This is a genomic window from Streptomyces hebeiensis (assembly GCF_052983195.1).
This window is the reverse complement of the sequence record NZ_CM129812.1, coordinates 421566-441863: the sequence shown is the minus strand read 5'-3', so window position 1 is coordinate 441863 and position 20298 is coordinate 421566. Positions and strand designations below refer to the sequence as shown.

The 20298-nt window shown below is 70.4% G+C and carries 20 protein-coding genes; 11 read left to right on the top strand and 9 right to left on the bottom strand.

Going from position 1 to position 20298, the window contains the following annotated elements; all coding sequences use genetic code 11:
* Nucleotides 1-68 precede the first annotated feature (68 nt).
* From ACU6P3_RS01855 to ACU6P3_RS01835, 5 genes are all read left to right on the top strand, one after another.
* Nucleotides 69-899, top strand: a complete 831-nt coding sequence (locus tag ACU6P3_RS01855) for an ABC transporter permease (protein ID WP_030755924.1) — start codon at nt 69-71, stop codon at nt 897-899.
* Nucleotides 896-1687: an ABC transporter permease gene (locus ACU6P3_RS01850; protein ID WP_030755920.1), complete on the top strand. Its 792-nt coding sequence runs from the start codon at nt 896-898 to the stop codon at nt 1685-1687. The genes ACU6P3_RS01855 and ACU6P3_RS01850 overlap by 4 nt, the downstream gene beginning before the upstream one ends.
* A complete protein-coding gene (locus ACU6P3_RS01845) occupies nt 1687-2727 on the top strand; it encodes an ABC transporter ATP-binding protein (RefSeq protein ID WP_447195604.1) in 1041 nt (346 codons plus the stop codon). Before ACU6P3_RS01850 ends, ACU6P3_RS01845 begins: the two co-directional genes overlap by 1 nt.
* A 195-nt stretch (nt 2728-2922) precedes the next feature.
* Nucleotides 2923-3996, top strand: a complete 1074-nt coding sequence (locus tag ACU6P3_RS01840) for an ABC transporter substrate-binding protein (RefSeq protein WP_447195603.1) — start codon at nt 2923-2925, stop codon at nt 3994-3996.
* Between the two features lie 85 nt (nt 3997-4081).
* Nucleotides 4082-5287 (top strand): adenosine deaminase family protein, encoded by a 1206-nt coding sequence (locus ACU6P3_RS01835; protein ID WP_447195602.1) that lies wholly within the window; start codon nt 4082-4084, stop codon nt 5285-5287.
* Nucleotides 5288-5511: 224 nt separating this feature from the next.
* On the opposite strand, the gene ACU6P3_RS01830 is transcribed toward ACU6P3_RS01835, so the two are convergent.
* Nucleotides 5512-5712 carry a ferredoxin gene (locus tag ACU6P3_RS01830; protein ID WP_344274893.1) on the bottom strand — a complete coding sequence of 67 codons (201 nt, stop codon included), beginning with the start codon at nt 5710-5712 and terminating at the stop codon, nt 5512-5514.
* Nucleotides 5713-5732: 20 nt separating this feature from the next.
* Nucleotides 5733-6938, bottom strand: coding sequence for a cytochrome P450 (locus ACU6P3_RS01825; protein WP_447195601.1), 1206 nt, complete (start codon nt 6936-6938; stop codon nt 5733-5735).
* Between the two features lie 165 nt (nt 6939-7103).
* Between ACU6P3_RS01825 and ACU6P3_RS01820 the strand changes: the two genes are divergently transcribed.
* Nucleotides 7104-7664, top strand: coding sequence for a GNAT family N-acetyltransferase (locus tag ACU6P3_RS01820; RefSeq protein WP_447195600.1), 561 nt, complete (start codon nt 7104-7106; stop codon nt 7662-7664).
* A gap of 133 nt (nt 7665-7797) precedes the next feature.
* The gene (locus tag ACU6P3_RS01815; RefSeq protein WP_447195599.1) at nt 7798-8619 is read left to right on the top strand and encodes an SAM-dependent methyltransferase; all 822 of its coding nucleotides are present in this window, start codon (nt 7798-7800) and stop codon (nt 8617-8619) included.
* 38 nt (nt 8620-8657) lie between these two features.
* Here ACU6P3_RS01815 and ACU6P3_RS01810 read toward each other — a convergent pair whose 3' ends face one another.
* The 4 genes from ACU6P3_RS01810 to ACU6P3_RS01795 all read right to left on the bottom strand — a co-directional run bounded on the left by ACU6P3_RS01810 (nt 8658) and on the right by ACU6P3_RS01795 (nt 12244).
* Nucleotides 8658-8825 (bottom strand): hypothetical protein, encoded by a 168-nt coding sequence (locus ACU6P3_RS01810; RefSeq protein WP_030755896.1) that lies wholly within the window; start codon nt 8823-8825, stop codon nt 8658-8660.
* A 198-nt stretch (nt 8826-9023) separates the two neighbouring features.
* Nucleotides 9024-10241, bottom strand: coding sequence for an ABC transporter substrate-binding protein (locus ACU6P3_RS01805; RefSeq protein WP_447195598.1), 1218 nt, complete (start codon nt 10239-10241; stop codon nt 9024-9026).
* Between the two features lie 227 nt (nt 10242-10468).
* Entirely contained in the window at nt 10469-11281 is an 813-nt protein-coding gene (locus tag ACU6P3_RS01800) for an IclR family transcriptional regulator (RefSeq protein ID WP_447195597.1), read from the bottom strand.
* 150 nt (nt 11282-11431) lie between these two features.
* The gene (locus ACU6P3_RS01795; protein WP_447195596.1) at nt 11432-12244 is read right to left on the bottom strand and encodes a nucleoside phosphorylase; all 813 of its coding nucleotides are present in this window, start codon (nt 12242-12244) and stop codon (nt 11432-11434) included.
* A 409-nt stretch (nt 12245-12653) separates the two neighbouring features.
* Here ACU6P3_RS01795 and ACU6P3_RS01790 point away from each other — a divergent pair, with 409 nt between their 5' ends.
* From ACU6P3_RS01790 to ACU6P3_RS01775, 4 genes are read left to right on the top strand one after another with little or no spacing between them, the layout of a single operon-like run.
* Entirely contained in the window at nt 12654-13403 is a 750-nt protein-coding gene (locus ACU6P3_RS01790) for an ABC transporter ATP-binding protein (protein WP_447195595.1), read from the top strand.
* Entirely contained in the window at nt 13400-14242 is an 843-nt protein-coding gene (locus tag ACU6P3_RS01785) for an ABC transporter permease (RefSeq protein WP_447195594.1), read from the top strand. The genes ACU6P3_RS01790 and ACU6P3_RS01785 overlap by 4 nt, the downstream gene beginning before the upstream one ends.
* 43 nt (nt 14243-14285) lie before the next feature.
* On the top strand, nt 14286-15308 hold the full coding sequence (locus ACU6P3_RS01780; protein WP_447195593.1) for an ABC transporter substrate-binding protein: 1023 nt from the start codon (nt 14286-14288) through the stop codon (nt 15306-15308).
* On the top strand, nt 15295-16092 hold the full coding sequence (locus ACU6P3_RS01775; RefSeq protein ID WP_447195592.1) for an ABC transporter permease: 798 nt from the start codon (nt 15295-15297) through the stop codon (nt 16090-16092). The genes ACU6P3_RS01780 and ACU6P3_RS01775 overlap by 14 nt, the downstream gene beginning before the upstream one ends.
* A 148-nt stretch (nt 16093-16240) precedes the next feature.
* On the opposite strand, the gene ACU6P3_RS01770 is transcribed toward ACU6P3_RS01775, so the two are convergent.
* The 3 genes from ACU6P3_RS01770 to ACU6P3_RS01760 all read right to left on the bottom strand — a co-directional run bounded on the left by ACU6P3_RS01770 (nt 16241) and on the right by ACU6P3_RS01760 (nt 20212).
* Nucleotides 16241-17461 carry a glycosyltransferase gene (locus ACU6P3_RS01770; RefSeq protein ID WP_447195591.1) on the bottom strand — a complete coding sequence of 407 codons (1221 nt, stop codon included), beginning with the start codon at nt 17459-17461 and terminating at the stop codon, nt 16241-16243.
* Nucleotides 17462-17611: 150 nt separating this feature from the next.
* Nucleotides 17612-18814: a glycoside hydrolase family 88/105 protein gene (locus ACU6P3_RS01765; RefSeq protein ID WP_447195590.1), complete on the bottom strand. Its 1203-nt coding sequence runs from the start codon at nt 18812-18814 to the stop codon at nt 17612-17614.
* Between the two features lie 516 nt (nt 18815-19330).
* Complete coding sequence (locus tag ACU6P3_RS01760; protein ID WP_447195589.1) at nt 19331-20212, bottom strand: peptidoglycan-binding protein; 882 nt, start codon at nt 20210-20212, stop codon at nt 19331-19333.
* Nucleotides 20213-20298 lie beyond the last annotated feature (86 nt).

Below are 20298 nucleotides of genomic sequence, written 5' to 3'. Positions count from 1 at the left end.
AACCGGTTGCACAACCGGTTGCAGCGATGATCTTCGTCGCTCGGCCCAAAGAATCGAACTACCCATTGATGAACAATCGTCCGCGCGCCGGCGCGCTCCTCCTGCTCCCGGGGCTGCTCCTCATCGTGTTCGGCTTCGCCGTGCCCTCCGCGGTGATGCTCTTCTCACCCCCGGGAGTGACCCCGTCCGACGTGTTCGTACGGCTCGGCGAGATGCTCTCCGACCCCTACGACCTCGGCATCATCGGCCGCACCCTCGGCCTGGGGCTCGTCGTCACCGCGCTGTGCATCGTCCTCGCCTTCCCCATCGCCTGCCTGCTGGCCCGCTCCACCTCCCGCTGGGCCGGCATCTGGCTGGCGCTCGCGGTCTTCCCGCTGCTCCTCAGCAATGTCGTACGCACCTTCGGCTGGCTGGTGATCCTCGGCTCCAACGGCTTCGCCGGCCGGCTGATCACGGGGCTCGGGTTCGCCGACGAGGCGCCCCAGCTGCTGTACACCCCGCTCGCCGTCGTGCTCGGCCTGGTCCAGCTCTTCCTCCCGCTCGCCGTCGTGGCCTGCTACTCGGCGGTCGCCCAGGTCGACGCGGGACTCGACGACGCGGCCCGCGGTCTCGGCGCGAGCCGCCTGCGCACCCTGTGGAGCGTGGTCGTACCGCTGTCCCTGCCGGGTGTCGTCGTCGCCGCCACCCTGGTCTTCGCCGGCAGCATCACCGCGTACACCACCCCGTACCTCCTCGGCGGATCCTCCCAACGCATGCTGGCCACCCAGTTGTTCTCCTATTCGAGCGTCACCGTCAACTGGGCCGCGGCCTCCGCGACGGCGCTCGTCATGACCGTGCTCGTCTTCCTGGTCTCCGGGCTCAGCTCGGCCGTCGCACGGGCGAAAGGACGAGTGCAGTGAAAGCGCGCCCGATCGCAGCGGCCCTGGCCGTGCTCGGCTATGTGGTCATGCTCGTACCGATCCTCTTCGTGGTCGGCGGAGCGTTCACCGCCGGCAGCACCCTGAAATTCCCGCCCGAGGGATTCTCCGTGCGGTGGTTCGGCGAAGCCGTCGCCAACGAGAGCTTCAGCCAGGCGCTCACCTCCAGCCTGCTGCTCGCCGTCGTCTCGACGGCACTGGCGCTCGCCGTCGGCGTGCCCGTCGCCCTGGCGCTGCACCGCGGCCACATCCCCGGCCGTTCGCTGCTCGAAGGACTGTTCCTCTCGCCGCTGGTCATCCCCGAACTCGTCATCGGGCTCGCGCTGTACCAGCAGCTGATGATCGGGCTCAAGCAGACGTCCTTCCTCGCCCTGCTCGTCGGGCACACCGTGCTGCTGATGCCGTACGCCGTGCGCGTCACCGGCGCGTCGCTGGCGCTCGCGGACCAGTCCCTCGAAGAGGCCGCGCGCGGCCTCGGCTCCTCGCCGTGGCACGCCTTCCGCACGGTCACCCTGCCGCTGCTGCGCCCCGGCGTGATGTCCGCGGGGCTGCTCGGCTTCATCACCTCGTTCAACAACGTGCCGCTCTCGCTGCTCCTGCAGAGCCGGGACTTCGGCACCCTGCCGGTGACGATGCTCGACTACATCCAGCAGTCGTACGACCCCGTCATCGCCGCCATGTCCACACTCATCCTGGCCGGAACCGTCGTCATCGCCGTCATAGCGGAACGGACCGTCGGATTCACCAAGATCTTCGGGGGGATCAACTGATGACCGCCGCCTCATCGACCGCCGCGCCGTCCACCGCATCGACCACCGCCGCCGCCGAATTCATCGACATACGCCAGACCTTCGGGGACTTCACCGCGGTCGACGGTCTCAACCTTACGGTCGAACAGGGGAAGATCACGACCCTGCTCGGACCGAGTGGATGCGGCAAGACGACCACCCTGCGCATGCTGGCGGGCTACACCACCCCGACCTCGGGAACCATCCGCATCGCCGGCGAGGACGCCACCCGGCTCCCGCCCGAGAAGCGCAACCTCGGCATGGTCTTCCAGTCCTACGCACTCTTCCCGCACATGACGGTGGCGGACAACGTCGGGTTCGGGCTGAAACTGCGCCGCGTCCCGGTGGCGGAACGCCGCGAGCGCGTGGCCGACACCCTCGACCTCGTCGGCCTCGGCCACCTCGCCGGGCAGCGCCCCAAGAAGCTGTCCGGCGGGCAGCAACAGCGAGTGGCGCTCGCCCGCGCCATCGCGATCCGCCCCTCACTGCTCCTCCTCGACGAGCCGCTCTCCAACCTCGACGCCCGCCTGCGGGTGCAGATGCGCGCCGAGATCCGTCGTATCCAGGCCGAGACGGGACTGACCGTCGTCCTCGTGACCCACGACCAGGACGAGGCCCTGGAGATGTCGGACGCGATGGTGCTCATGCGCGCGGGGCGCGTCATGCAGAGTGGTTCACCCGCCGAGGTGTTCCCGCGCCCCGCCAACCGCTTCGTCGCCGAGTTCCTCGGATACGAGAACTTCATCGAGCGGGACGGCCGCCTGCTGACCGTGCGTCCCGAGCACCTGGAGATCTCCACCGGGCCCGCGACGGAGGGCGCGCGGCTCGCGCTGCCCGCCACCGTCACCCGCGTCGCCTATCGCGGTGTCGACCGGCACATCGCCCTGACGACCCAGGGCACCGGCGAGCCCGTACCGCTCATCGCCGCGCTGCGCGCCGACGAGACCGGCCCGGACCCGAGCCCCGGGGACCAGGTCACCGTCGTCGCCCGTCCCGACCGCGTCGTGGAACTGGCCGGCTGACCCGGCGGAGACGCCCCGCCTCGTACCCCGCCCTTCGTACCCCGCCGTACCCGTCTCGGCCCACGCCCCGCCGGTACCGACCGTGCTCTCGCCCACCGCAGGTACGAAACGGTCGTGCGCCCATCCGGTCCCGATCCCATACGTTCCCATCCGCGTCGCGTACGCGGACGTCACCGCTCCCGGAAGGAGCCCCTCGTGCCCACCACCGTCCTACGGCGGCACCGCGCACTCGCCACCGTCGTCGCCACCGTGCTCGGCGCGGCCCTCGCCGGCTGTTCGGCCGGCGACAGCGCCGACGACAAGAACACCCTCGTCGTCAGCACCTTCCCGTTCGGCTCCAAGGAGCTGACGAAGGCCGTGATCGAGCCCTTCGAGAAGAAGACCGGCTACAAGGTCAAGCTCGACACGGGCAGCAACTCGGACCGGCTGACCCGGCTCCAGCTCGCGGGCGGGGACTCCGGTGTGGACGTCATGCTCATCTCCGACTACTACGCCGCGCTCGGCCAGTCCAAGGGCCTCTTCCAGCCCGTTCAGGCCAAGGACGTGCCCAACCTGAACAAGCTCAGGGACTTCGCGGTCGACGACAAGTACGCCGGCCCGGCCTACACGTACCAGCTCAACGGCACCCTCTACCGAACCGACAAGCTCGACGCGAAGGCCGCCGCCGACTGGTCGGTCTACGGGGACAAGAAGTACGCCAAGAAGACCGCCCTGCCCGACATCTCCGTCACCGCGGGGCAGCTGACCGTCTCCGGCATCGGGAACGTCTACGGCAGCGGTCCGTTCGACATCGACAAGGCCTACGGCAAGCTCGGCTCCTGGGCGCCGAACACGCTCCAGTTCTACACTTCCTCGACCGAGGTGACGAACCTCCTGACGCAGGGCGAGATCGTCGCCGCCCCCGGGATCAGCGCCTTCGCCACCCAGCTGATCGAGTCGGGCGAACCGGTCAGCTGGGTCGCGCCGGCCAAGGGCAAGTACATGGCGACCAACCGCATGATGATCCCCAAGGGCGCCAAGAACCAGAAGGCCGCCAACGAGTTCATCGACTACTACCTGTCGGCCGAGGCCCAGACCAAGGCCGCCGAGGTCATCGGCGACATGCCCGTCAACCCGGATGCCAAGGTCCCCGACGTGCTCGGAAAGGTGGCGGGCAAGGCCGCGACCGACCCGGTGGCCGCCGGCTACGAGACCCTCGACCCCGGCCCGGTGGTCGAGGGCCGTGACGAGTGGGTGGACCGGTTCGCCCGTGAGGTCAGCTCGAAGTGACCGGCGCGCGCGGGGGGTGGTCGGCCCGCCCCGCCCCCCGGCGCGCCCGCCGATCCCGTATCCGCCCACACCCGCATCGGACACCATGACCAGCACCACCGGCACCACCGGCGACACCAGCATCGTTGACTCCACCGGCACCGACGGCTATCTCCAGCGGCTGCCGAAGACCGACCTCCACTGCCACCTCATCGGCACCGTACGGGCCACCACCTTCGCCGAACTCGCCCGCCGCGCCGGACTCGACCTCCCCGCGAGCCCCGAGACGATCTACCGCGACGTCAATTCGCTCCCGCCGGACCCGAAGCTCTACGAGGACACCCGTATCCCGGTCCCGCGGGGGCGCGCCGCCGACGAGCCCGAGGTCTCCTACTCGCTCTTCCAGGTGTCCCGGTGGATCGTCGACGCCCTGCGCGACGCCGACGACCTCACCCGCATCACCTACGAAGCCTTCGAGGCGGCCCACCGCACCAGCTCCGTACGGCATTTGGAAGTGTCCTTCGACGGCCTCCCCCCGCACCTGAGCACCCTCGGCTACCGGGGCGCGGTCGAGGCGTACGCCGAGGGCATCCGCCTCGCCGAGCGCGACTTCGGCATGAGCGGGCGTCTGATCGCCGCCGTGGACCGCAGCACCTCGGCCGACGAGGCGCTCGCGAGGGTGCGCGAAGTGGCCGACAACCCCCACGAGTACGTCGCGGGCATCGGCCTCGACAACCTGGAGACGGTCGGGCCTCCGGAGCGCTTCGCCGACGCCTACCGGCTGGCCGGGGCGGCGGGGCTGCGCCGCACCGCCCACTCGTCCGAGCACGCGCCGGTCGCCCACAACACCATCACCTGCCTCGACCTGCTCGGCTGCGACCGTATCGACCACGGCTACTACGTCCTGGAGGACGACGCGGTGGTGGCACGCTGCCGGGAGGAGCGTGTGCCCTTCCTGGTCGCGTTCACCACCTCGCGCCGCTCCTGGCGGCCGTGGCGGCGTGCGTCGATCGCCGCGATGATCGACGCCGGGCTCAATGTCGTCCTCGCCGACGACGACCCGGGGCTGTTCCCGACCACGCTCACCGACGAGTACCGGATCGCGGCGGACGACCTCGGCCTCGGCCGGGCGAAGCTGCGCGCGATGGCGCTCGCGGGGGTCGACGCCTGCTGGCTGCCGGACGGGGAGAAGGCGGCGCTGCGCGACCGGTTCGTCGCCGAACTCGACGCGCTGGACGCGGAGGGGACGGGGGAGACGGGGGAAACGGCCGCCCGTACGGCGGACGCGGTCGACGGGGACGCGACGGCCTGACCTGACCTGACCTGACCTGACCCGGCCTGGCCTGGCCTGGCCCGGACCGGCCCGGCTCGGTCCGGGCCGGTCTGCTCCGCACCGGTCCCGGCCTCCCCGCGCCGGTGGCCCGGGACGGGCTTCTCCGCCTCGCGGCGGACGCGTCACGGACCACGGGCGCGGGTCCGCGTACGCGTGGGGAGAACCGTGTGTCGTGACGCTGAGCCGTTTCGTTGCTTCTCTCGTCACCGAGCGGGGCCGTCGGCGCTGATGGCCTGGACGGGGCAGGAAGCGACCGCGGTGCGGACCGCCTCGTCGTGCTCGGCGCCCGGATCGTTCTCCAGGAGCACCACCTTCCCCTCGTCGTCCTGGTCGAAGACCTCCTCGTCGGTCATGACGCAGTTGCCGGAGCCGATGCACCGGTCGCGGTCGACGTGGACGCGCATGACGGGATTCCCTTCTGACGTCACCAGGCCACGGGGAGGGACTCGAGGCCGTGGACGACGGAGTACATACGGAAGCGGATCTCCTCGAACGGGACCGCCGGACGCAGGGCGGGGAAGCGGCGCAGCAGCGCCGGGTAGGCGATGCGCATCTCCATGCGGGCCAGGGGCGCCCCGAGGCAGTGGTGGATGCCGTGGCCGAAGGCCAGGTGCGAGACCTTGCGGCCGGGGTCGAAGCGGTCGGGGTCGGCCGTGAGAGCCGGGTCGCGGTTGGCGGCGGGCAGCGAGCAGACCACCAGATCGCCCGCTTTCAGCGGCTGCCCGGAGATCACCGTGTCCGCGCGGACGACGCGGGGGATGACCGTGTGGACGATGGACAGGTGGCGCAGCAGCTCCTCGACCACCGCGTCGATGTGCTCGTCCTGGCGTGCCCAGGCCAGGTGGCCGGGGTTGCGCAGCAGGAAGAGCGTGCCCAGGCCCAGCATGTTGGACGTGGTCTCGTGCCCGGCGATCAGCAGCAGATCGGCCAGTCCGGTCAGCTCCTCGTCGCTGATCTCGTCGCCGTGCTCGCGCACCAGCATGCCGAGCATGTCCTCGCCCGGCCGCTTCCGCTGGGCGGCGACGAGACCGGCCATGTATTCCTGGGACTCCCGCATCGCCGCCACGCGCCGGTCGAGACCGAGCGACAGGTCGAGGCGGATGTTGCTGCGGTGCTGGAAGTCGGCCCGGTCGGTGTAGGGGACGCCGAGCAGTTCGCAGATCACCAGGGAGGGGATCGGCAGCGCGAACGACTGCACCAGGTCCGCGGGCGGTCCGGACCGCTCCATGGCGTCCAGGTGCTCGGTCACGATGGCCTCGATGCGCGGCCGGAGCCGGCGCATCCGCTTGACGGTGAACTCCCCGGTGACAAGACGCCGCAGCCGGGTGTGTTCCGGGGGGTCGTAGGCGAGGAGGTTGCCCGGGCTCCACAGCCGGGGCACCTCGGCCTCCGTGTCCGGGACGCGCAGGGGCGGGGCGCCGGCGGGCCGGCCGTCCTCGCTGTTGCCGAACAGCCCGGAGTCCCCGAGCACCTCGCGCACGTCCTCGTAGCGGGTGACGAGCCAGGCCGGGGCGCCGGTGACGAGTCGGACCCGGGAGACGGGCTGCTCCGTCCGCAGGCGGCCGAGTTCGGGGGCCGGGTCGAACCGGTCGCGGCGGATGTGCACCGGCATGTCGGGCGTCCGCGTCATCACTTCCTGCCTCTCGTCGCGGTCGCGGACATCTCCGTCGACGTCCGCTCACCACGGTCAGGTCACCACGCCTCTACCGCCATCATCGTCCACCACGTCCGTGATCGCGCCCTTCTCCACGATCGAATGACCCTTTGTCCCGTTCGCGCGCTGAATAATCACCCCATGGAGAATCCCGAACCCACCGTGACGGCGTCCGGGACGGTCATCCGTGACGCGCGCCCCGCGGACCTGAAGGCCGTCGGCGAGATCTACGCCCACTACGTCCACCACACCGTCGTCACCTTCGACGAGAGCCCGCCGGCCGGCGAGGAGTGGCGGCGCCGGCTGGACGACCTCACGGGCCGCGGCCTGCCCTTCCTGATCGCGGAGGTGGACGCGGACGTGGTCGGATACGCCTACGCCGCCCCCTGGCGCCCGAAGCCTGCCTACCGGTACACGGTGGAGGACTCGATCTACCTGGCCCCCGAGCACACGGGCCGGGGGCTGGGCCGCGCACTGCTGGACACCCTCCTCGACAGCTGTGGCCGGGCAGGGGTGCGTCAGGTGATCGCGGTCATCGCCGACACCGGCAGCGACACGTCGGCCGCGCTGCACCGGCGTTTCGGCTTCACCGACGCCGGCCGGCTGGCCGGCGTGGGGCACAAGCACGGACGCCGGATCGACACCGTACTGATGCAGCGGTCCCTGACGGATCCGGCCGGTTCCTCGCGAGTTTCCCCGTAACTCACTCCCGGCCTCGAGGACTTGGCTTTTACACTCCCCACAGGTGATTGACGCCTAAACTTCGCCGAGGGTCGACCGGCACCCGGGATCCGGGCGGGGACCGCTCGCGCGAACGCACGTACCGGGAGGAGAGATGGTGGCATCACAGGACGGCTCGCCACAGAACCGCATCAACACGGGGACGGCCCACTCGGCCCGTGTCTACGACTACATCCTGGGCGGCAAGGACAACTATCCGGTGGATCAGGAAGCCGGTGACGCGATGTGCCGCTCGTGGCCGGCGCTGCCCGTCCATATGCGTGCGAACAGGAAGTTCATGCACCGGGCGGCCCGTCATCTCGCCCGGGAGCAGGGCATCCGGCAGTTCCTGGACATCGGCACCGGCCTGCCGACGCCACCCAACGTGCACGACGTCGTCCAGGGTGTCCGTCCCGACTCCCGGGTCGTCTACGTCGACAACGACCCGATCGTGCTGGCCCACGCGCGGGCCCTGCTGACCAGCGCGCCCGAGGGCCGCACCGCCTACGTCGACGCCGATATGCGGGACCCCGACGCGATCATCAGCTCCCCCGAGTTCAAGGAGCTGCTGGACCTGCGGCAACCGGTCGGCCTGATGGTCATCGGCATCCTCCACTTCATCCTGGACGGCGACGACGGCCACGGCCTCGTGCGGCGGCTGCTCGACCCGCTGCCCGCGGGCAGCTTCCTGGCCATGACGATCGGCACCGACGACTTCGCCCCCGAGGAGGTCGGCCGCGTGGCGCGGGAGTACGCCGCGCGCGGTATGCCCATGCGCTTGCGGACCCACGCGGAGGCGCTGACGTTCTTCGACGGCCTGGAGCTGGTCGAGCCGGGACTGACCCAGGTCCACCGCTGGCGACCCGACGCGGATCAGGAGCCGGTGGACGACCGTGACATCGCCATGTACGGGGCGGTCGCCCGGAAGACGGCCTGACACACGGGCCCACCGCTCCCGGCCGGCCCCGCTCCGGTTCAGTGGCGCCAGTGGCCCCCACGCCTGCCGTCGGTGGCGGCCCGGACCGCGACGCCGAGCAGCCACAGCACGACGATGACCACCCCGAGCCACCACAGGGCGTGCAGGACGAAGCCCAGCCCGAAAACGATCAACACGAGAAGAAGAATGAGCAGAAGGGCGCCCATGGCTCTCAGCCTCCAGCCGATCGCGCCTTGAGACCGCGCGGTGTGCGTCGTGCGTGCAAGCAGGTGCGCAGGGGCCGCCTGCTTCTCATGCTACGCCCGCGCGCCGGCCCGGGACGGGGCCCGCGCACCCGCTCGGCGCCTGCCGGAGCGGCCCGGCCCAGGCCGTACCCGGACGCGCGGCGCCCCGGTACGGCGCGGTCACTCCGCCGACTCGGACGTCGCTGCCTCCCTGGCGATCTGGCCCAGCACGTCCTTGGGGCTCTGGCCCGGCTCGACCGCCTTGCCGATGTTCCGCTTGATGCTCTCGCTCACGCTCGCCCAGGACGTCTTGCCGTACGGGAAGAGCTCCGACTCGGCCAGCGCGGAGCGGAACACGCTCACGTTCTCGTAGGCCGCGTTCGCGGCCATCTTCTCGGTCGCGGTGTAGGTGACCGGGAGCTGGTCGTAGTTCCCGACGAAGGTCATCATGTTCTCGTCCTGGAACACGAAGTCCAGGAATTTCCCGATCTCCGCCCGGTGGCCGTTCTGCTTGAACGCCATCATCCAGTCGGCCGACCCCATGGACGCCTTGGCCTTGCCGTCCACCCCGGGCAGCTCCACCGTTCCCACGTCGATGCCCTCGTCCTGCGCCACGGTCAGCAGCCCCGGATGGCCGTTGAGCATGCCGACCTTGCCGGCGGCGAAGGCCTTGTACGCGGCGGCCCGGTCCAGCTTCCCCGGCGCGACCGGGCCCGTGAGGCCCTGGGCGACGAGGTCCTTGAGCCACGCGAACGTCTTGACGTTCGCGGACGAGTCGATGTTGTACGACTCGTCCGCCGTGTCCGTGTAGCCGCCCCCGCCGCCCAGCAGCCACATCAGCGTCTCGCTCTGCGCCTCCTCGGGCCCCAGCGGCAGCGCCAGCGGCGTCGTCACGCCCTGCTCCTTGAGCGCCTGCGCGTCCCCCTTGAGGTCGGCCCAGTCCTTGGGGGCGTCGATGCCGGCCTGGTCGAACAGGTCCTTGTTGTAGAAGAGCAGCCGGGTGGAGGCGGCGAAGGGCACACCGTACTGGATGCGGTTGACCTTGCCCGCGTCCGACAGTTGCGAGAGGAAATTCGCCTGCGTCGGTACGGACATGATCTCGTCGGCGGTGTAGAGCCGGTCCCGCTTCGCGTAGTCGGCGTACGAGCCGCCCTGCGCGAGGTCCGGAGCCTTGCCCTCCTCGACCATCGCGGCGACATCGCTGTCGATGGTCTTCGGCGGACGTATGTCGATGTCGATCTTGACACCCGGGTGCTTGGACTCGAACTCGGTGGCGAGCGCCAGCCAGTACCGCTCCGAGCTGGTTTCCGGGGTCGTGCCGTATTCGGCGGCAACGAGTCTGAGTGTGACCTTTCCGGACGAAGCTGTGCTGCCGCAACCGGACAGCGCAATCGTCATACTCAGGGCGGCTATCGCCGCCGTCCCACCCAGATACCGCTTTCGCACAGCTCAGCTCCCCGTCCTGGACGACAATGTGATCAAGCTGCGATTCTGCCCACTCGGCACGGCCGAGGTCCATGCCGGGCCGGTTTCGCTTCAGCAACGCCCGTCGCGGCCCCAGTGTGCCCGAGGCCGTCCGCGCGACGCGTACGAGGGGTGGAGTCGGCGGGGGATGCGGAGCGGGCTCAGTCGGGCTCGGCCGCGGGAGCCGCCGACGCCCGTGTGAAACCGGAGTCCGTGGCGAAGTCGCCTGTGTAGCCTAGCCCCCACGACATCGTGCGGGCGGCCCGCAGCACGATCTCGGTGGCACGTGTCCGCTCCAGCGGATCGCGCATGCGGTGGCCGGCCGCGGCGAGCGTGACGCTGGAAACGGTCCGTGAGGTGGAGGTGAACACGGGAGCCGACACCGCCCACACGTGATCGTCCAGTTCGTTGTCGCACACGTCGTACCCCCGCGACCGCACCTCCGCGAGATGGGCCGGCACCTGGTCCGCCGTGTGCGGGGTCTGCGGGGTGCAGGCGGTCAGATCGTGGTCGCCGAGCACGAGGCCGACGGTCTCCGGAGGCTGGTACGCCAGGATGGCGCGGGCCGAGGCCGCCGCGTGCGGAGGCATGTTCTGGCCCACCCGTACGAACAGGCGCAGCGGGTGGCGCGACTCGACCAGGGCGACACAGACCAGGCGCAGACCGATCAGTTCCGTCAGGAACACGGTCTCGCCGCTCGCACGCGCCGCCTCCTCCATCGGGGCGGGCGGGGTGAGGACGCTGCCGAGGGGAACCGAGGAGACCGCGGCCAGTTCGGCGGCCGCCGGGCCGAGGAAGTAACGGCGGTTGACGGGCGACCTGGTGACGTACCGCTCCTCGGTCAGCGCGGTGAGCACGCGGTGCATGCTGCCGATGGGCACCGAGAGTTCCTCGTGCAGCTGTTGCAGGGTCATGCCCTGGCGGCTGGCCGCCAGGGTCCGGATGACCCGGAGACCCCGTGAAAGTACCTGCATCGCTCAGCAGTCCGTCCCTTGAACCGAGTTGTCCTTGAGTGACCTGCGCCCGCGCCCCGGACAGGCCGGGGTGGTCAGGTCCGGGCCGTCCTGGTGTGCCGGCCGGCAGCCGACGACACCGCGGCCGACGGCCCGTCACGGCCCGTGCCGTCAGAGCCCCCCTCTCCCCGGGCCCCTCGTCGCATCCGATCCTGGTGAGGCCGAGAGCGCCGCCGCGCTGTGCGCCGCCAGCCGCAGCATGGCGAGTTGCGCGGGTCGGTAGTCCTCCAGCCAGTCGTCCGTGGCGCGGTTGGCGTGCGCCACCAGGACGGCCCCGGCCCGGATCCCCATGGCCCCGGCCACCGCCAGGACGGTCTCCGTCTCCATCTCCACCCCGTCCACGCCGAGTTGCCGGAGCTCGGCCATCCGGGCGGCGGCCCGCCCCTCGTGCCCCGGCAGCGGCCGGCCCTGACCGAGATAGTACGAATCGGTCGTGGCGACGGTGATCTCGGTGAGTTCGATGCCGAGGGCCGCGGCCCCCTCGCGCAGGCCGGCCAGTACCGTACCGTCCGCCTCGCGCCCGCCCGTCGGGGCGGCGTAGTGCGCGGCGGCCCCGCTGCCGGGCACGGCCCGCGTGACGGCGCACACGGAGCCGGGCGCGATCCGCTCGGACAGGGCGCCCATGCCGCCGGTCCGCAGCACCGTCGTCACGCCGAGCCGCGCCAGCTCCACGACGGCGATCTCGGTGGACGGGCCGCCGATACCGGTCGAGCAGACCGCGACCGGAACACCATTTGCCCGGCCCACTCCGATCCTGAACTCTCTGTTCTGGCCAACTATCTCGAAATCGCCGAGCACTTCGGAGGCGAGATCAACCCGGGCCGGGTCGCCGGGGAGCAGGCAGACCGGCGGCAACGTGCCCACTTTGGCCGGAAGGTGTGGAGGTGTGCCGTCCTGCCAGGGGTCCTGGGCGCTTCGGGTCATCAGGGAAACCTCCATATGTGGATTGCCGCTTTCCGGATGTGGAAGTCTCCATCACCCGCAAATGCTCCGTCAACCACCCGGTACCTGACTGGTTCTTGCCATTTGTCGACCGGATTTTCGCGGCAAATCAAGCAACATATCCGGAATGCAAGATACCTACGAGATCTTGACTGTGGCCGAAAAGCGGTTCAGGCTACGACCCTCATCGCCGGAATGTGGATTTCCATCTATGGAAACCGAACGCGGTGCCGTCGTGACGGTCCGTGTCAACTCCGGCGTGGATACGGCCCGGACCGGGATCCGTAGCGATCTAGGAGTTCTTCGTGCAAGACCACCCCATACGCGTCGGCGACGGCCGGCGCCGGTGGACCGGAACCTCCCGGTCCGAAGCGGCGGGAGCGATCACCGCATGAGCGCGTTCCTGTCAGTACGCGGCATCAGCAAGACCTACACCGCCGCGAACGGGTCGAAGGTGGTGGCCCTGGACGACGTGGACCTGGACGTGGCGGAAGGTGAGATCGTCGCCCTCATCGGCCCCTCGGGCTGCGGCAAATCGACACTTCTGCGCATGGTCGCCGGGCTCGACGCCGATTTCGGCGGTGAGCTCGCCTGGACCGTCGAGCCGCGGCCCGGCAAGGACATCGGCTTCGTCTTCCAGGAGCCCGCGCTGCTGCCGTGGCGGACGGTGCGGCGCAATGTGTCCCTCGGCCTGGAGGCCCAGGGGGACAAGTCGCCGAAGGGCCGTGAGCGGGTGGGTGAACTGCTCGACCTCGTCGGCCTCACGGACTTCGCCGGCTCGTTCCCGAAGGAGCTCTCCGGCGGCATGCGCCAGCGCGCGGCCATCGCCCGCGCCCTGGCCTACGACCCGCGGATCCTGCTCATGGACGAACCGTTCGGGGCACTGGACGCGATCACCAGGGACCGGCTGCACGACGACCTGCTGCGCATCTGGGCGACGACGCGCAAGACCATCATCCTGGTCACCCACAGCGTGGAGGAAGCCACCTACCTCGCCGACAAGGTGGCCGTCATGACGGCACGCCCGGGCCGGATCAAGGCCGTGCACGAGGTGCCGCTCGACCGGGACCGCACCCCGAGGACCAGACAACTGCCGCAGTTCGCGGAGTTCGCCGGCATGCTCCGCCAGGAGCTGGAATGAGTACGGGCACGGTGACCCGCGGCCCGGCGCCCCGCAAGGAGCGGGACCCGGCGGCCGGCCGCACCCGGGCGCGGAACCGGCCCGCCCGCGGATTCGCGGTACGGATCCTGACCACGGCCGCCTACCTGGCCGTCATCCTCGCCGCCTGGTACCTGTACGTGACCCTGGCGGACGTGCCGAGCTTCCTGCTGCCCGCCCCGGGCGAGGTCTGGGACGCCGGACGCGAGCTGGTGACGGAGGGGCAGCTCTGGCCCCACCTCGGCTACACGCTGCGCAACATCGCGCTGGGCTTCGTCGGCGGCTCCCTGGTCGGCATCCTGCTGGGCTGGGTCCTGTGGGCGTCACGCACCGTCCGTGAGATCTTCGCGCCCTACATGGTCCTGCTCCAGGCCGCCCCCAAGATCGCGGTCGCCCCGCTGCTGGTGCTCTGGTTCGGCCTCAGCCTGACGTCGCAGTACGCGCTGATCCTGCTGCTCGTGTTCTTCCCGATGACAGCGGCCACGATGCTGGGTCTGCGCGACGTTCCCGCGGACGTCTCCACCCTGGGGCGTCTGCTGCACCTGTCCCGGTGGCGGTACCTGCGGACGATCCAGCTTCCCGCGGCCATGCCGGCCCTGCTGGCGGGTGCCAAGATCGCCGTCATCGACGCCATGACCGGCGCGTTCCTCGCCGAGTACCTCTCGGCCGACCGCGGCCTCGGCTACCTCATGGTGCTCGGCAACACCCAGAACGACACACCCCTGCTGATCGCCGCCGTCGTCCTCACGGTGGCGGTGGGCCTCCTCGGCTTCGGTCTCGTCTCGCTGGCCGAACGTCGGCTCCTGCGCTGGAGCCGGTGACCTCGTGCACGTATTAACCGTTCGTTCCCTCACTAGGAGAAGCATGAAGAAGCTCAACCGTTCCGCGGCCTGCCTGGGTTCCGCCGCGCTGGTCGTGAGCCTGGTCAACGCGTGCAGCCCCGCCGACTCCGCGAAGTCCGAGTCGTCCGGGCCCAAGAAGGTCACCATCCAGATCGACGGCGCCGCGGTCCCGTACTACGCACCGCTCTACGCCGCCAAGGAGCAGGGGTACTTCGCCAAAGAGGGCCTGGACGTGAACTTCACGTACGCGCAGGGGTCCGACATCGTCAAGAACGTCGCGGCCGGCAACATCGACTTCGGTTTCCCGAACGGTGACTCCGTCATCACCGCCTACGGCCAGGGCATCAAGACCAAGGTGGTCCACACCACCTACCAGCAGGGCATCGGTGCCCTGCTCTCCTCCGCGGACGCCAAGATCGAGTCCCCGGCCGACCTGAAGGGCAAGACCGTCGCGGTCACCGACCTCGGCAGCCCCAACTACATCCAGCTCCAGGCCATGCTCAAGAGCGCCAACCTGACGACCAACGACCTGAAGGTCAGGACCCTGGGCACCGGGGTGATCGTCGACGCGCTGAAGAACGGTCAGGTCGACGCGATCGTCTTCTCGCGGCTGCGCTACTACGCGCTGAAGTCCGCGGGCGTGGACGTCAAGCAGCTGCTGAGCGACTCGTACCTGCCGTCCTTCGGCAACGTGGTCGTCGCGAGCGAGGACACCGTCAACGACGACCCGGACACGGTCAAGGGGTTCGACAAGGCCCTCAACCAGGGGATCGAGTACACGATCAAGAACCCGGACGCCGCGGTCAAGATGTCGGTGGAGAAGTACGCCCCGTCGTTCAAGGGGCAGGAGGCGGACATCACGACCGTCATCAACGACCTCTTCGCCAAGAGCCTGTGGCAGTCGGACACGACCAAGAAGGACGGCCTCGGCGCGCCGGACGTGGCCCGCTGGCAGAAGGCGATCGACTCGCAGACGGACTTCAAGCTGCTGGACTCCTCCTACAAGGCGGACGACCTGGTGGTGAAGCCGAATGACCTCGGCTAGCGTGTCCGCGCGCCCGGAGGAGGGCGCGGCCAGGACCGTCAGACCGCTGGTCGTCGGCGCGCTCTCGCTGGTCGGCGGGGTGGTGCTGTGGTGGCTGGTGACGGTGCTGTTCGACGTCCCCGCCTACAAGCTGCCGAGCCCGGGCGCCGTGGCGGCCCATGGCTGGACGCTGTGGCAGCACGGCGCGCTCACCGTCCACATCCAGCAGACGCTCGCCGAGGTGGCGCAAGGGGTACTGATCGGTAGCGTGGCCGGGGTGGTCCTCGCCATCGTCTTCGCCCGACTGCCCTGGGCGGAACGGGTGCTGATGCCCGTCATCGTGGTCGCACAGGTGACCCCGAAGATCTCCATCGCGCCCCTGATCGTGCTGTGGCTCGGACTCGGCATCGGCTCCAAGATCGCGCTCGTCGCGCTGGTGTCCTTCTACCCGGTCCTGATCAACATGATCACGCGGCTGCGCTCCGTCCCCACCGGCGTCGACGACCTGGCCAGGCTGCTGAAGATCGGTCCGGTGGCCCGCGCCATCAAGATCGACCTGCCGTACAGCCTGCCCGCCATCGCCGTCGGGCTGCGGCTCGGGGTGCTCCAGGCGGTGACGGCCGCGGTCATCGGCGAGTTCATCGGCGCCGAGGCCGGCCTCGGCTACCTGGAGAAGCAGGCGCAGGACAACGACGACATCCGGCTCGTCATGATCTCGCTGGGCCTGCTCTGCCTGCTGGCCTGGGCGCTGTACGCCCTGGTCGGACTGGTCGAGCGCAAGCTCACCGCCCGTTTCGGCGGCTGAGACCTTCGCGGCCGTACCGGGCGTACGCCCCCGTACCGGGGTGCCGGTCACCGCACGGTGACCGGCACCCCGGCCGACGTTCCCGGGCGTGACCGACGCCGAGTGACCGTAGCCGCGGACGCGGTCCGTTCGTACCGTACGGGCCGCGTCATCGTCCTGTACGAGAACGACGACCGCTGGCTGAAACTCGTCCAGGCGGCGCTGCCGCGCCCGGCACAGGTCCGTACAGGTCGTCCAGCAGTTCGCCGGCCGTCGGGGTCGCGCGCGTTTCCGCCCCGAGACGCGCGGCCGCCGTCCGGTACGACGGCTCCTTGAGCACCGTCTCGACCGCCTCCCGGATCCGGGGGATGTCCGCCGGGCCGAGGGGCGCCGCCTCGGCCTCCGCGCTGCCCGTGGGCTCGACGGCCACTCCAGCGCCCGCCTCGGCCACCAGCCGGGCGTTCGTGGGCTGGTCCGCGAAGAGGGGGACGCAGACCAGGGGCACACCGGCCGACAGGGCGCCGAAGACCGTTCCCGAACCGCCGTGGCAGACCACGGCGGAGGCGCCCGCGATCACCTCGGCCTGTGGGACCCAGCGCTCCACCCGGACCTGGGGCGGGAGGGGCCCGAGCCGCGACACGTCGGTGCCGGAACCCACCGTGACGAGCACGCGCACGGGCAGTGTGCCGACCGCGTCCAGCGCCGCCCGGTACAGCGCGGGCGCGTTCGGCATGCCGCCCGTCTCGGTGCCGAGGGTGAGGTAGACCAGCGGATCCCCGTCGCCGCCCCACCGGACCGCGGACGGCTCCGTGCCTGGGGCCGCGGGCTCGTGGTAGCGCCGGGTCACCGCGTACGGCGAGGGATCCACCGACACCGGAAAGCGGGTCAGATACGGTGAGGCCCGCAGCTTCTCCAGCAGGTCCGCGCCGTACGGCTCGAGCACGGACGGCAGCACGGCATCGGTGAACAGCGCGAACCGCGCCGCCGTGACCGCGACGCGGGCATGCGGTATCCCGTGGCGTTCGGCGGCCACCACCGAGGCGTACTCGTACGACTCGTGGAGCACGAGGTCCGGCCGCCAGCTCCGGCACGCCTCCTCCACCACCGGCAGCATCGAGGTCAGGTGCAGGCCCCCGAACACCTCCCGGGTGGCCACGATCACACCGGGGTTCACAGGGAGCGTCAACACGCGGGTCATCAACGGGTTCAGCACGGCCGGAGGCGGCTCCGGGCAGACACGGTAGGGCTGTTCACGGGCGGCCAGCACCGCTTCGAGCCGTGCCGGCGCGACGACGAGAACCTCGTCCCCGCGCGCGGCCAGCGCGTCGATGAAGGGTATGAGAGGAGTGAAGTGGCCCGAACCACCGGTGGAGGCTAAAAGTACACGCATGGGCCAGAAGGTATGGGATCCGCCGTGCGGCCACAGGGCCGCATTCCGCCGAATTCCCGCGCCCCGGACCGGCCACAACGCCCAGGCCGCGGGCGGCGCGTTCCCACCACGGAGACGCGCCGCCCTGCGGCCCGGCGACGCCCGGTGACGTCAGTGCGCGAGCCGCTCGTTCATGAGCAGGAAGGCGCCGAGGCCGTGCAGGTCGTTGGTGTTGCGCCGACGGCCGAAGTAGTAGGCCAGGTCACCGACGTTGGTGCCTTCGCTGATGTCGGTGATGTCGGTCAGCCCGTCCGGGCCCGTGGTCACCTTCTCGAGGACGCCCGCGTAGCCGTCGCGTACCGCTCTCTTGTAGTGCCGCCCCGAGACGTACCCGTGCCGCAGCGCCGCGTGCAGCATCAGGGTGTACATGCTGGAGGCGGACGTCTCGGTCCAGTTGCCGGGGTCGGATCCGCGGTCCACGACCTGGAACCAGCGGCCGCTGGACGGGTCCTGGTAGCGGACGAACCCCCGCGCCAGGTGCCGTACGTGGGAGACGAGCCCGGTCCGGGCGGGATGGCCGGCGGGCAGCAGTTCCAGCACCTCCACATGGGTCAGGGCGGTCCAGCCGATGGCCCGCGCCCAGAAGAATGCGGAGGTCCCGGTGGCCGGATCGGGCTTCCACGGAGCGTCGCCGTCCGCGTCGTAGGCGTGGTACAGGAGCCCGTTCGAGGCCTTGAGGCGCGTGAAGTACACCGCGAGGTTCCGGGCCACCTCCTCGTAGGCGTAGTCCTCGTCCCCGTACGCGATGCCGTGGCGCAGCAGGAACGGCTGGGCCATGAAGACGCCGTCCGCCCACAGTTCGTTGGTCTTGCTCGTCGCATGCCACATGCCGCCGTCCGACGTGCGCGGATACGTGGTGATCCGGTCCCGTATCCGGTCGGCCGCCGTCCGGTACCGCGGATCGCCGGTCTCCCTGTGGAGGATCAGCAGCAGATTCCCGGCCTGCATCGCGTCCAGGTTGTTGAAGGTGCGGTCCATACCGCCGTCCTCGTCGACGAACCGGTCGACCCAGCGCTTGATGTAGGCCAGGTACGAAGGGTCCCCGACCCGCTGGTACACCCGGTACACGCCGTAGAGGAACAGCCCACACGTGTAGCCCCAGCCACCGAGCGTCGCGGGGTCGGGATGCCGGGCGAGGGCGGAGTCCACCACCGCCCGGGACAGGTCGGCGACGGCTCCCGCCGCGCGGACGGCGTCCGGGCCGTCCGGGTGCGTGGCGTCCGGCACGCCCTGGGCGTGCGCGGCGGCCACCGGTGACAGGAGGGCGCCGGTGAGTCCCAGCGTGCTCGCGATGACGGTTCTGCGTCCGATCACTGGATCTCTCCTTGGGGATCAACGCTCATGAGGATGGTGCCGGTGGCCGGTGGCTCCGACCGGTGTCCGTGGTGCGGTGGTACGGCGTTACGGAGGCACGGCCTTTGCGACAGCGCGACGACGCGGACATCGGCCCATGTGCCGTCGGCGCGTCGATGACGGGCACGAGAGGTGTGCGGCGGCCCCACCGGCCGCTGGGGCGACCGGTGCACGCATGGCCCACAGCGTAGGGATCTCCGCGCACGGGCACAGGGGCGCGTTTCCGCCTAACTTCGCGTGCTTCCCCGCGGGTGGCGGAGGGCGGAGGGAGGTGGGCACGAGGCCGGCGGGCGGTGGGGCAACGCTCCGAGGGTGTCCACGTCGTCGCCGGGCGCCGTCGGCGCGTCGGGGGACAGCACGGACCGGGGGACAGCGGCACTGCGCTCCCGCATCGCCACCAGGAGGTGAGCGGTTGTGTGCAACCGCGCTCGGCGAAGGTGTGGCGGGCCGCCTCCAGAATCCCCGTACAGTGCCGTCTCACACGTTCGGCACCTTCAGCTTGTCCCAACTCGCCTTGCCCGGGATCCCGTCCGCGTCGCCTCCCGAGTAGCCGAGCTTGCGCTGCCACGCGGCGTACGACGTACGGTCGGCCTCCGTCCACTCCGGGCCGGGACCGACCTGGTAGCGTCCGCAGCCCTCGGCGACCAGCCGCTTGCCCATCGCCGTGATGACGGCACTGCGCCGGCCGGCCGCGAAGAACGCGGCTCCCGGGAACGGCTCGTACCGCGCCGGGGGCTTCGGCCCGGCCGGCGGCGGGCCGTCCGGCCTGCGACCGAGGCGCCCCGCGATTCTGGCGCGCATCGAGTCCATGGTGAAGCCACGCGGATCGATCTTCCCGGGCTGCCATTCCTTGTGACCGATCACCGAGCGCTGGGTCCAGCCGTGTGCGCGGCAGACCGCCGCGGCGGCCTTCTCGATCGCCAGCAGCTGGGCGGTCGGCCACGGGTCCTTGCCGTCGCCCAGGTTGACGCACTCGAAACCGTAGAAGTGGCGATTGCCGTCGGTGTTGGCCTCGTTGTCCGCCGGCAGCGCCGATTCGTTGATCACCGCGCGCAGGACGTCGTCGTCGCCGAGGCCGGCGTGGTTGGCCCGGCCGTTGCCGACGAGATGGACCGAACCGTCCTTGGCGATCACGCCGTGGCACAGCGGGCCCGGCAGAGTGGAATGGCCGTTGTAGCAGAGTTCCACCGAACTCCGAGTGCCCGAGGACACGGTGTGATGAATCATCACACCGTTCACCGGCCCCCACACACCCTTGTGGTTGCGGTTGTGGGTGCGCCAGCTTCGGTGCTCGACGACCTCGAGCCCCTCGTCGCGCAGGGCTCTGAGCAGTTTGTCGGCGGTCAGGGGCGTTGCCATCGTGGTGGCTCCTTCCGAGCGTACGCTGCTGGGTCAGTTCGCGGGCCGCTGTCCGTGCCGTTCGCCTCCGGGGACGGCCGGCTCGG